Annotated in this window: 5 protein-coding genes; all 5 read right to left on the bottom strand. The window is 43.9% G+C overall.

Annotation, left to right across the window (positions count from 1 at the left end):
• Window positions 1-143: 143 nt before the first annotated feature.
• The 5 genes from L1611_RS17625 to L1611_RS17605 all read right to left on the bottom strand — a co-directional run bounded on the left by L1611_RS17625 (window position 144) and on the right by L1611_RS17605 (window position 13,580).
• A complete protein-coding gene (locus L1611_RS17625) occupies window positions 144-449 on the bottom strand; it encodes a WGxxGxxG family protein (RefSeq protein ID WP_236315026.1) in 306 nt (101 codons plus the stop codon).
• Window positions 450-1,341: 892 nt separating this feature from the next.
• Window positions 1,342-2,082, bottom strand: coding sequence for a hypothetical protein (locus tag L1611_RS17620; protein ID WP_236315025.1), 741 nt, complete (start codon window positions 2,080-2,082; stop codon window positions 1,342-1,344).
• A gap of 271 nt (window positions 2,083-2,353) precedes the next feature.
• Entirely contained in the window at window positions 2,354-6,580 is a 4,227-nt protein-coding gene (locus tag L1611_RS17615; RefSeq protein ID WP_236315024.1) for an immunoglobulin-like domain-containing protein, read from the bottom strand.
• 168 nt (window positions 6,581-6,748) lie between these two features.
• Window positions 6,749-9,562 carry an immunoglobulin-like domain-containing protein gene (locus L1611_RS17610; RefSeq protein ID WP_236315023.1) on the bottom strand — a complete coding sequence of 938 codons (2,814 nt, stop codon included), beginning with the start codon at window positions 9,560-9,562 and terminating at the stop codon, window positions 6,749-6,751.
• 382 nt (window positions 9,563-9,944) lie between these two features.
• The gene (locus L1611_RS17605; protein WP_236315022.1) at window positions 9,945-13,580 is read right to left on the bottom strand and encodes a LamG-like jellyroll fold domain-containing protein; all 3,636 of its coding nucleotides are present in this window, start codon (window positions 13,578-13,580) and stop codon (window positions 9,945-9,947) included.
• Window positions 13,581-13,632: the final 52 nt, after the last annotated feature.

Genomic DNA, 13,632 nt, shown 5'->3' with positions numbered 1-13,632 from the left:
CAGGCTCACAGAGCATGATGGCTTCCATTTTTCTAAAGATTTTCAAAGAAATCATTCCATCGCTAATTCCTGCGGCTTTTCGAGATGTTTTTCACATAAAAAAATCCCTACACTCCTTATTAAGGGTATAGGGAAATCCTTCTTCAGTCTGTTACGCGACGGTCTTCTCTTCTTCTAAGCCCTAATAGTCCTAACAATCCTGCTAAACCGATCCATTCCCAGTTACGATCTCTAGGAGCACCGGTTTCACGAATCCCAACACGGTCATCAGCATCACGAATGCCAACCCTGTCATTGTCCTGGTTTGTTCGGACACCTGTGCCGATTCGGTCTCCATTATCCTCATTCATAATACGATCATCGTCACCGGTGGCTAATGCCGGTGCCCCAAGTGAAGTAAAAACAAGTGCCATTGTAAAAAGAACGGCGATCAACTTTTTGTTCAACATAAGAAACCTCCTAATATCGGGATTTTAATTAAATACAGTCATAGATTAACCAGAAGTCTAATCTTTATGCAGAAAATATTTAAAAGGGGGTATAAGAGGTTCGGCCTTGGATCAAGATGGGATGGACAATCCCATCAGTATGTCTTATCCATCTTAATTATCTTTACTATGTGGTCGAAAACTTGACCTAGTAACAACTTTATTTTCAGTATTTCTTTCTTACTTATCCTTCACTTCAAAAAATGAAGTTTAGTGTGAAGGAAAAAGGATAATACAAATATGAGGTGGTTACAATGGTTAATTTTTTGATTGCAGCAACGATTTTATTCATAGTAATCAATCTTTTTTACTTCTTCAGCAATAGGACTTATCGAAAAAGTTACTTCAACACCGTTTTATTTTTTTCGATATGTACTCAAAATTTGTAGATATTTCTCGGGAAATTGTTGTGATTTAAGAAAATGGTGCTTAATTGTCGGAATATAGAAATTTCGAATATCGGTGTTGTCCCCTTTAGTATATCGCCCGGCGATACAAACAAAAAAAGACACCGTTAAGAATCTTTGTTAATTACAGTCCCAGGGGCACATTTGTATCGGGTATCGCCATAAACAAGTTACGCATGAATTCTTAAAGGACTTGTTTGTCCGTATCGCGTAACGCTACAAGTACCACGATGTAAGATTGAAAACAAAGAAACATCGATTCATATCGCCTGGCGATACGACACAAAAAAAGAACCGACCATTTATTTCTCGACCAGCTCAATAAGGATGATTTCTGTTTTTTAAACCGTCATAGGTTATGAATGGCGCATATCGCTTACATGTATTTCCAATGAATTTAAATTGAACCCCTCATCTACTTTTGGTAAATATATACAATAGCTGACTTATTTTCGGAATAAAGAGAATAAACCGCTCCGTTTTCCTTTAGGTTTTTGTATCGCATCTTCTAAACGTTTATTAAAATCATTTTGTGAACGCCATTCTTTTATCTGCTCTTCCCTCATACTTTGTATTTCTTTTTGTAAGAGTTCACTTTTTTGCTTTTCTTGTTGCAGCAATTCTTCATAATGATGTTTTTCCTGTTCTAATAAGGTTTCGTAATAAGTATTTTGTTGCTTGGTCAAATTTTCAATTTTAGCATTCGTTTTTTGAGCTGAATTCCCGATATTAGAACTTATAGCATGATGATCTTGCTGGAGTCGTGAAACTGTTGTTTTAAGCTGTGACATATCGTTTGTCAATTGGACATTCATTTCCCGTGTAGCTGCGAGTTCATTGACGACATACATTAAGACCTCTTTTAATTGATTAGGGTCATGCGGCACATTTTTATATGTATCGGATATCGCTATCTCTGTTTCATTAGAGACTTTCAAATTTTCTCTTTGTTGATACACAAGGTCTTTAGCCGTTTCGTCAAGGGGCTTGTCCGTATCGCGTAACGCTATAAGCGCTCCGATGTCACTTTGAACAAAGATACGTCGATCGCCATCTTTCAAAAACTCGTATCCATTCCGTTCTAAGATCTGCCCATACTTTCGGACAGTAGGAGTGGCAATATTCACTTCTTCTGCAACTTCTTTAGTAGAGAATGCTCGTTCATTTGGTTGTATATCGCGTCGCATATCGGGCCTCCTTCTCTATTAAATATGAAGGTTTTCAACTTTAATTGCAAGTTATATCGCCAGGCGATACGAAAAAAAAAGAACCGATAAAGCAATTTTAACATCTTAAGAAAGCCTACTTCATTATCTGATCAGCCACGAAGGACTGAAGTGATCCAAGTGGTTGGGCGTTGGAGCTAGACATCACTTCATCGAAACAAAATTTTTATACTTTCTTAAACCGGTTAATTAAATAAGCAGGAGGGGCACCCCTCCTGCTCACAAGTAAACCTTATTGATTTAAAACTTTCTCGATTAAAAGATCCGCCCGCTTACTTAACGCCTCTTTTGCATCTTCTGTAACATGGGCAGCTTTGGCTTTGTCGAGGTGTTTCAAGAAGTTTTCGAGATGTTTTACTGTCTGGATGTCATGGCCATTTTCCTGGTGGTGGATGACTTGCTTCATGCTGTTTTCCAGCTTTTTCACCAACGGACCATTGACGTCGCCGTTTTCCACATATTGTGCCAGCAAGTCATCCAGATGGGCGACGCTTGTTGTGGTAGCGACAGATACAGGTTCGCTGGCTTCTGAGATGTTGCCAGCAGCATCTACTGCTGTCACGGTGTACTCATATGTGGTTGCATCGGTTAACCCGGTGTCCTGAAAAGTAGTCGATGTTGTTGTACCGACCTTTTCCCCGTCACGGTAAACGGTATAACCGGTTACTCCTACATTATCTTCGGAAGCTTCCCAGCTCAGTTCCACTCCACTTTCCGAAACGGCTGTTGCTTCGACATTGGTTGGAGCTGTCGGTGCTGTTTCATCGGTTTCCTCGAACTCTTTCAGCTTGAAAGTTGCTCTTCTTTCTTCTTCCTCTGAATCAATCATACGCACTCCTAGCGTCTGATCGTCTTTCTGATACAAGAACCGGCCATCCTTGTATGCCTGGAACGAAGTCCAGTCTTCCTCAGCCAAGCCAGGTGTTACTTTGAATGTAGCTTGTTCTTTAAACTTTTCTGATCCGTCATGCTTGGCTAGTTTAATGTCACTGCCATCTCTGATCAAGTAAAACCCTGGATTGTCCTCCGACTGGAAGGATACGTACTCTTCCTTATCGTTTGCCAGCCCGGCTACTTGGTGCCATTGATAATCATAGGTGGCATTTTCCATATCCTCCACCTGGATGTCGCCGTCCACATGGCGTACATATGAGTCTTGATTATCGTATCCCTGCAGTAAATACGGAGAATAATGGATTCCGGAAGCTGTTGGCACAACTTTCTGAATCGAGCCGTCCGGATTATAGATCAGTTCCTCAATAGCAACCGAACGTCTATATTCCCCGCCAGTCGGCAATGCGGCATTATGATAAATGAGATACGATTTTCCTTCAAATTCGATGACGGCCGGATGGCTTGTCGGGCTGTTATAGACGGTATCCATCAGCTTACCGCCATACACCCATGGACCTTCCGGGCTGTCGCTCGTTGCATAAGCAAGCTCTTCCGGATAGTTCATTGCATAGGTAAGGTAATAGGTTCCTTCCTTTTCATGGATGTGAGGGCCTTCTGTAAACGTGCCAGGCATCCCTTCTATTTCCACTTCATGAATTTCTCCATCAAATTCGATCATGTTGTCTTTTAACTTTGCATAATAAAGTTTTGTGTTACCCCAGTACAGGTAAGCCTGCCCCTCGTCATCGATAAACACGGTGGGGTCAATGTCATCCCATGCGTAACCGTTACCCATATTGTCAGGGTTTTTGGTATCGGTGCTTTTTACTAGTGGGCCGCCGATGGCATCTTTCCAGCCAGTGACGGGGTCATCCGATTCTGCTACACCAATCGCCATTCCTGGTGCATTTAGGTCGCTGTTCTCGACTGTCACATACCAGTAAAATTTCCCGTTTTTTTCAATTGGTTCAGAAGCCCAGGCAGTGTTGCCGTTTCCCCACTCAAAAGTCGTTCGAGGCACGGAACCTTCCAACTCCCAGCTTTTCATGTCACTGGAAGAATAAATATCCCACTCTTTCATATTAAAGAAGTTACCTGTGACAGAAGCCTGGTCATGTCCAGCATATAAATACACTTTGCCATCATGTTCGATCGCAGCGGGATCGGCGCTGAAACGATCTTTTATGATCGGGTTGCCAACGATATCATTCGGTTCCGGTTGGGTTGGAATGTCGCCTTCTTCCGCATGCGGGATGTTGTTTTGAAGTCTTTCATACTCCTCCTGGGTAATGCTCATCACATCTCCGTGCCGCGGTCTGTCCGGCAGGTTGATATCCTCGGAAAGCTTCCAGTCCGCTGAATCGATATCGGTTGTTTCGAATAACGTATAGCCTCTACCTCCCCCGTATTCATCAATTAACAGATAAAACTTATCTTCTTCTGTGTTCGACTTGAAGATTTCGGCACCTTCGCCATGGTCGAGCACATCCATGCCGATCCCTTCTTTTACCAGTTCAAAGTCACCAAAGAAAGAGTCGCCTACTTCCTGGAAAACGTGCTCCCGGATTTCTTCGCCGGCCCATTCTTTTTCAGAGTAATACGTACCTTTAGTGATCCGGTAGATTTTATCGTTGTGTTCGATCGCTACCGTATCCAAAATGTCATGGCCTAAGTCCAACAACGTTTTAGGCTCTGTGAACGTATGGAAATCTCTCGTTTTGGCATACATGATCCGGTTATGGCTTTTGCCATCACCATATCGGTCTGCCACGCTGTCATAAACAAAAGAGGACCAGTAGACGATATATTCTCCTGTAGAGTCGTCATAAAAAACCTCTGGTGCCCAGGTGTTCCCTGTTTCCGGTGTCGTAATTTCTACCATTCTTTGCTTCGACCAGTTTACAAGGTCCGTGGATTCCCAGATCATCAAAGAATTGCTTCCCTCTCTAACGGTTCTTGCCCAGTTGCCACCAGTTCCATAAACTTTCAGGTCTGTCGCAAGTAAATAAAACTTGTCCCCTTCAGGAGAACGGATGATCGATGGATCCCGCAGTCCCTTTTCTCCGAGATGGCTTGTGATGACCGGCTCACCATTGTTGATTTCATTCCATTGAGTTACATCATTGCCATCACTGAATGCGAATCGGATTTGCTCGCCATCCTCATAAGCTTCGCCGTTGAAGTAGGTCATCATATATGCCGCGTTATCTTCTGCATTTTCCGGCATTTCTTTCACTCTCGTCGTAAACTCTTTTACAGCTGTTTCCTGATTCAAAGTCAGTGTTGCCGTCAGATGAACGGTTACATCCCCTTCGCCATGTGCCGGACGGGAAACTTCACCGGTTGTCGTGATCAGGGACGTGTCTGATGATGCCCAGCTGATCGTGGAACCATTTTCCCCTTCTGTCGGCAAATTCAAGTTACCGCGGACATCGCCCTGGTTATAGACAATCAAGGCATCGGTATCCGCTTCGATTGCATCAGCGTCTTGCATTTTTCTCATAACAGTTAGGGTGAATTCTTTCGTGACCGAATCTGTTCCATCAGAAATCGTCGCAGTAAGGGTAACGGCTATATCCCCTTCTAAATAAGCAGGCCTGTTCACCTTTCCATCATTTGAAATGACATCCGGGTTACTAGATTCCCAAGTGATTGTTGTGTCGTAAGCTCCTGAATCAGGAAAATCCAGGTCAGTCGTAATTTGCTCGGCATCGTCGTTATATCTGAGGAAGTGAAGAAGCGTAAGTTCCTCAGCAGCTTTTTCTACATAGTAACCGTTTAAATTGCCGATATCCTCCACTTTTGCCACTGCTTTTTCGTATAGAGTACCAACTTCTTCTGCTGTTAGAGCATCATTGTAAACTTCAAAGTCGGCAACCATTCCGTTAAAATATGGATCAGCAGCATAGAAAGACTTTCCTATGTAACCACTAAGTCCATCCGTTTTCTTAATATCGGCTAACGTGATCCCGTTGGTTGAGCCAGTTGCCACCAACTCTCCATCAACATACGTTTCCAATGTTTCTTCCGGTCCGTTGATAACGTTCGTGACAAGCTTCCACTCACCTGAAGCCAATCTTGGCGAAGCGGCATACGTTTCATTACGCCACCCGTTCGTCGCTATACCGACCCGATCAGCCGAACCACCGATATAAGCCGGAGTATAGTACACATAGTGCGTGTCACCCTGGCCAAAGCCATAGACCCATTGTGCTCCTCCGGATCCAGCCCAGTTGACGAGGGAAGATACAGTCATACTTTCCATCCCGTCTAAAACCCCTTTAGGGATTTCAATAAACGAATCCGTCTGACCGCCTTTAAAACTGACAACACTGGTGTTGGTGTCATCGTTCGTGATCAACTCAGCGTTTTCCGGGTTGACGAATGTTCCATTGAAGTTACCAGTACTGTCTTTAACGGTAGTGCCATTGACATCGCTCATATCATAGTCCAAAATTTCCTTATCCTCTACTGCCGCAGAAGCATCTATAGCACCAAAGGTAAAAAATGATGAAGTGACCAAAGCTACAGCAAGGGCAAAAGATATTCCTCTCTTTTTAAGCATGTCGTTTCTCCTTCCTGTTTTAAATACTTCAAAAAAACTAACTAAGAGAAATACGGGGGCTTGTCTCTTTAATTTGCACTCACGCTGCCAACCAGAATGCTAAAGTTTGTATGACCATAATAGGGACAGCTGCCCCTCTATCAAAACAGGAACGGCTTTTCCCATAGATCAATTCAAACCATTATTCTGTGAAAGGTTCACCTGCTCGCTTAAAGCAGCTTTTGCAACTTCTGATAGGTGTACGGCTTTTGCTTTTTCCAAGTGTTCGAGGTAGTTTTCCAAGTGTTTCATTGCCTGAGCCTCATGTCCTTTTTTCAGGTGGTGGATGATCTGTTCTAGGCTGTTAGTCAGTTTGGGTACCAACGGACCGGTCACTTCCCCGCTCTCCACGTATTGTTCGGTTAATTCCTGGAGATCAGCAATGCTCGGTTCCGGTATGACGGTAACTTTTACCGTATCGATATATCCGCCTTCGACAGTGGTTACTGTAATCACAGCTCTGCCTTCTTGAAGTGCAGTTACGGTTCCATTTTCGTCAACGACAGCTACTTCTTCATTATTGCTGGACCACAAGACATTATGATTATCCGCTTCTGCTGGTACAACCGTTGCGGCTAAATGGATTACTTCTCCCTCTGTCAGCTCAACAGCTTCCTGATCAAGGGTAACCCCCGTTACCGGATTTTCAGATACGGGAGCTTCCACTTCTACTGGTACATTTTCCAGAAGTGCGTCATATTCCGCTTGGGTTACCGGTAAAACGGTCCCGTGACGAGGTCGGTTCGGTAAATCATAATCTTCCGGGATCGTCCATTCCCCGGAATCAAGGTCTGTTGTTTCAAATGGCACATAACCTCTGCCGCCGAACTCATCGATAAACATGTACCATTTTTCTTCGGTGTTTGATTTAAATACCAAAGGTCCCTCTCCGCGGCTTATGTCACCCTTGCCAATGCCTTCCCGGATTAGTTCAAAGTCCGGATCAAGTACAGAATCCCCGACTTCCTGAAAAATGAATTTTCCGTTTGGCGTAGAGGAAGTATTGCCTCTTTCATCTTTTGTGAATCGATAGATTTTGCCGTCATGTTCAATCATGGTTGTATCAATGATCGAATAGCCATAGTCCATGTAAACTTTTGGTTCACTGAATGTGTGGAAGTCTCTTGTTGTGGTGTACATCATGCGCTGGTAACTGTTTCCGGTGCTGCGATCGTCTTCATTTTCATAAAGTTTGGAAGCCCAGAAGATGACATATTCACCGATTTTTTCATCATAGAAAATTTCTGGTGCCCATGTATTTCCTGCTTCCAGCGGGGCAACTTCTACCATTCTTTGTTCCGACCAGTTTATGAGATCACTAGATTCCCAGACCATGATCGATCGGCTGCCGTTGGTTTGGGCTCTACCCCAGTCGCCGCTTCCATACATTTTTAAATCAGTGGCAATCATGTAAAACTTATCGCCTTCAGGAGAACGGATAATAAAAGGATCTCTCAAGCCTTCTTCGCCCAGGCCTGAAGTGAAGACAGGCTCTCCATTATTTAGTTGCTGCCAGTGCAGCGGGTCATTTCCTTCACTCAAACCAAAATAAATTTGCTCGCCATTAGCATAGCCTTCCCCAGTGAAGTAACTGAATAAGTATCCTTGATAATCTTCTTTTTTCGGCATTTCTTTAACATGTGCCAAGAAAGCCTTGGTTAAGGTTTGATCATTTAGCATAATTGTCGCTTTAAGCTTAACGGTTACATCTCCCTCACCATGTGCAGGTCGGTTAACTTCTCCGGTCGGAGTAATGATGGACTCATCCTCGGAAGTCCAGGAGATGGTTGTGTTATACTCTCCTTCTGTCGGAAGAGTGATGTTGCCACGAACATCGTTGATATTGTAAACAGTTAGTTCTTCGGCTGCAAAATTCACTGCAACAGAGTCCTCGGGATTATGGATTACAGTCACGGTAAATTCTTTTGTAAGAGAATTTGTACCGTCCGAGATAGTCGCTTTCAGCACTACTTCCTGGTTTCCTTCTTCATAAGGAGGACGGGTAACGGAACCATCGTTACCGATGACATCCTTGTTGCTGGATTCCCAAGTAATCATCGTTCCATTTGCACCATTTTTTGGGAACGATAAGTCTGTTTTCACTTCCTCTTTACTTGCATTTCCATTCAAAAAATCGTCGTAATCCAACTGGGCTGCAGCAGAGTCCAGCAGTAATGTTTCCATTTTTTCAATTTCCTCATCTGCAGCTACCGTCAATTCTTTTATTTCTTCTGCAGTTAAAGCCCCATCATAAACTTCAAAGTCTGCAATCATTCCGTTGAAGTTTGGGTCAGCACCATAAAAAGATTTACCTAGATAACCACTGATTCCATCAGTATTTTTGACGTCTTCTAATGTGAAGTTTGTAGAACCACTACTAGATAATTCTCCGTCAACATATAATTCCAACGTTCCACCGGATATGACGGTGGTAACTAGTTTCCACTCGTTCCTGGATAAAGTGGATGTTTTTGCGGAAACTTCATTTCTCCATCCATCAGTTGAAATTCCGAATCTTGCCGTTCCGTCACTAGGATAGCTTGGGGTGAAATAGATGTATTTTCTGTCGTTCTGGCCAAACGTGTAGAGCCATTCCGCTCTGTTTTTCCCGCTCCAGTTTATTAAAGCGGATACAGTTAGGCTATCTTTCCCATCCAAGACACCTTCCGGAATAGTGATATGGGCGTTGTTCCCACCAAATTTCACCACGCCGGCATTGTCTGTCGATATTAATTGGGCATCATCTGGGTTCACCAATGTCCCGTCAAAATGACCAATGCTGTCGTTGATGAGGGTCCCTTCTGCCTCATTCATCTCATAATCCAGGATTTTCTCGGCATTTATGGCCGCAGACGATTTGGATGGCCCAATAACGAAAAATACTGCTAAAACCATGGCTACTACCGTAATGAATGTAAAAAATTCCTTTCTGTTATCCAGCATCTAACCATTCCTCCCTAATTGTTAGATATCTATTTTACAGTGAGATAACTGCATTTTAATTTTTTTGGTTGTTTTACCGTCAATTCCCCACTGTCCATCAGAATGACGGCAAAACTCCCTATCACAAAAATGCCCTGCATAAAGAAAAGCGTAAACGCCCTGGTCAGCCACGAAGGTCACTGGAAGTCTGACAAGGAGGCTGACGCCGCCGCAGGAGGACTGAAGTGATCCAAGTGGTTGGGCGGTGGAGCTAGACATCACTTCACCGCAACCAAAATCTTTATACTTTCTTCAAATGAAAATAAGCTGTCGTCTCACAAAGAAAGCGAGTGGGGTTCAGCTCCTGATTCAGAAGCCGACAACCCTTCGCTATTCCTGCTCCTTATTCAGAACTCATCATCTCTATCAATCGTTTCGCTCGCTTGCTTAACGCTGCTTTAGCGTCCTCCGAGAGTTGGCCTGTTTTTGCTTTGTTCAAGTGTTTTACGTAATTTTCAAGATGTTTTACGGCTTGTGGGTCTTGGTCTTTTTCCTGGTGGTGGAGAACCTGTTTAAGGATGTTGGTCAATTTTTTCGCTAACGTACTGTTCACTTCACCGTTTTCGACATATTTGTCTGTATTTTCTTGAAGAAGATCGAGGCTTGTCGTGGTGGTAACACTTATCGCTTCACTTGCTTCCGACACGTTGCCGGAAGAGTCTGAAGCTGTGATCGTGTATTCGTATGTGGTGGCATCCGTTAAGCCAGTATCTTTGTAAGTGGTCGATGCAGTAATGGCAACTTCTTCACCATCACGATACACAGTGTAACCGGTTACACCGACATTGTCGGTAGATGCTTCCCAATTTAGTTCGATTTCACTTTCGGAAACTGCTGCTGCATAAATATTTGCCGGCTTAGTCGGTGCTATTTCGTCAGCTGGTTCTACCAGTTCAGCAATCTCTACTGCTGAAAGGGCGCGGTTATAAACCCTGAAGTCATCGAACTTCCCATCAAATAGATTGTGGGTACCGCTTCTGGACTTGCCCAATGTATTCAATGTTGTTTCCAACAACATCCTTGGTTCCATATTAAAAACAGAACTACTTGCCACTTCTTCCCCATCTACATATAGCCTGGCATCAAAGTCGTTCATGGTGACAGCTACATGGTGCCATTCGTTTGTAGACATGTTTGGTGACAGAAGTGCATATTTGTAGTTGGCTCCAAGTTTGGATGATTCATTCCTGAACTTTTCGGTAAACGGTGTCACAATCGCGAACTCGAGGTTGCCTGTATCACCCTTTGTACTCAGATACATCGTATTACGGTTGGTGATTCTCCCTGTTTCGGAGGAGAAGTCAAAAATACGTTGGTCAGCCTGGTCATTTTCGATTTGCACCCAGGTTGACATGGTCATGTTTTCCAAGTTTAAGTCTTGAATCAAATTTTCCGGCATTTCCACATAACCCGTAGATCCGTCCAAGTTGACAGCATCGGTATCAATCACTGCACCACCGACCAGCTGGGCATCATGGCCATTGCCTGATACGTCTTTGACAGTCGTTCCATCAACATCATCACCGTCGAATGTGTAGCGAACAACCGGGTCTTCCACAGGCACTGGTGTATCAAGGCCGTACTTTTCTTGAAGTGCGTCATATTCCTCGTTTGTAATCGGAATGACCGTACCGTGACGCGGTCCCGGTGGTAATGCATACTCCGATTCTGGTAACACGTTGTTGACTAATTGTTCACCATCGGATAAATCGGTCGTCCAGCGGACATGATATGGCCACGAATCCAGGAACAAGTACCATTTGTCCTCATGAATATCTTTAAAAACTGTCTGTCCTTCATTGTTTCCTCCATGGCCAATTAAACCGAGATTGCCATTTTTCGTCCCTTCAACCGGTTCGAATTGGAAGCCATTTTCTTCAATCCCGTCCAAGTCGTCGAAAATATTGGTTGCTTTTTCATAGTAAACTTTGTAGTTCACTTCTGATTTCGTGAACCTGTATAGTGTTTCACCGTCTTGTATAAAGCTCGTATCAATTGTCGGGAAAGAATCATCGATCATCACTTTCGGCTCAGAGAATTCATAGAAATCCCTTGTGGTCGCATAGTACATAACATTGTACTGGCCATTCGGTCTGCCGTTCGGATAATCGCCGTACGTTTCTTCGTTCGGAATGGAAGACGCCCAGAATACGACATATTCGCCTGTTTCTTCATTATAAAAAGCTTCTGGCGCCCAAGTGTTACCGCCGTTTTCCGGTGCCACTTCCACCATTCTTTGCTCACTCCAGTTTACAAGGTCATCGGATTCCCAAACCATGATTGAATGACTTCCGGTGATCTGGGCTTGGTCAAAGTTCGTGCTTTCCCCCATTTTCAAGTCAGTTGCGATCATGTAAAATTTATCTCCTTCAGGAGAGCGGATCACAAACGGGTCTCGCAATCCTTTTTCACCCATTGTCGACTGGATGACAGACTGGCCGTTGTTAAGCGCTTCCCAATGCAATGGGTCTTTGGCTGTGGCAAATGAAATCTCTTCCCCACCTTCATACTCCCCGGTAAAATAGGAGAAAAAGTAGGCGTCGTAATCTTTTTCGCCTGGATCGGCGATTACCGTTACGTCAAATGTCTTTTCGATTTTGGCTTCACCGTTCGAGATGGTTGCTGCTAAAGAAACCTCTGTATCTTTTTCCGGCCGGTCAACTTCGCCAAGTTTTTTAGGATCCTCACCAGTTTCGGCAGTGCCTTTGATAATGTCAGGATGCGAAGATTCCCAAGTAATCGTCGAGCCGTTTTCACCGGTTGTCGCTAAACTTATGTTGCCTTTTACATTATCCTGGTTATAAATGACTACATCAGCAGAATCGAGTTCCGCCTTTTGTTGATCAGTATATTCACTTAACACAATGACATGGAATGTCTTCGTAGTTTCCAGCCCTTCATAGGAAAGGGTTGCTGTAAGTTCGACTTCACCTGCTGGTTCGCCTACCGCTGGTCTTGTTACGATCCCGTCATCGGCAATGATGTTCGTATCACTGGAAGACCAGGTAATAGCGACTCCATGCTTTCCTTGACCCGGAAGCGACAAATCTTTAGTAATTCCTTCCGTATCCACATCACCTTCTGCCAGGTAATCAGAAACATCCAGTGATTGTGCCGCATCATCAAGTACAAGTTGATTGATTTGGTCGACTTTTTCAGCTGTTTTGCTGGATAAAGCAACAACTTGTTCAGGACTCAAGGCCTTGTTGTAAACACGGAAGTCACCGACCATCCCCTTAAAGTAGGAATCATTCTGGAAGATCGACTTTCCGATGAATCCAGAGAAATCTGCTGAGGAATCAATAATATTCGCTAATTTATCCCCTTTGGCAGAGCCTGATGCAACCTCTTTACCGTTTACATATAGAGTCAAAGTATCATTGGATCCCGAAAAGACTACGGTCACGACTTGCCAGCTTCCAGATTCCAATGCCCTATTTCCTCTGATCAGCGCTTCATTTCTCCACCCGGCTTCTGAAATTCCTGCTGCGGCGATATTGTTGCTTCCATGCCTTGGTGTTACAAAAAAGTAGCTGTTGCCATTTTCGATGTCGCTCGAAACTTTTCCGAATCCGTAAATCCAACGGTTGACGCCATCGTTCGTCCAGTTGACGAGTGTGGAGACAGTCACATTTTCCAACCCGTTTAATAAGTCACCGCCATCTTCGTCTTTCGGAATCTCAATATAACCGCTGTCGGAATTGGAGCCGCCCCCATCAAAGGCAACGTATCCGGCTTTCCCGTTGGTCACCAGCTGACCGTTGCCGGGATTTTTAAATGTACCGTCAAATTTCCCGTCACCTGCGACATTTCGAATAATAATTTCGTCACCGTTTTCCATGAAGGCATTCATATCGTAGTGCAGAATCAGATCTTCTGGTTCCGCAGCCCCGACATGATGTACAAATCCCTCAGGAATGGTACTAAGTACGAGTAGAACACTTAAAAAAATGTACAAACTGGTTTTCCTTCGTTCCATCATATTCTCCTTTCATTATTAGAGATTTTGACGTGCCAGCTTTTCTCGCCAA

It is taken from the genome of Pseudalkalibacillus salsuginis (assembly GCF_021646685.1).
In the GTDB taxonomy this organism is placed as follows: domain Bacteria; phylum Bacillota; class Bacilli; order Bacillales; family Fictibacillaceae; genus Pseudalkalibacillus; species Pseudalkalibacillus salsuginis.
The sequence above is the reverse complement of the archived record's forward strand: the minus strand, read 5'-3'. Positions and strand labels throughout refer to the sequence as shown.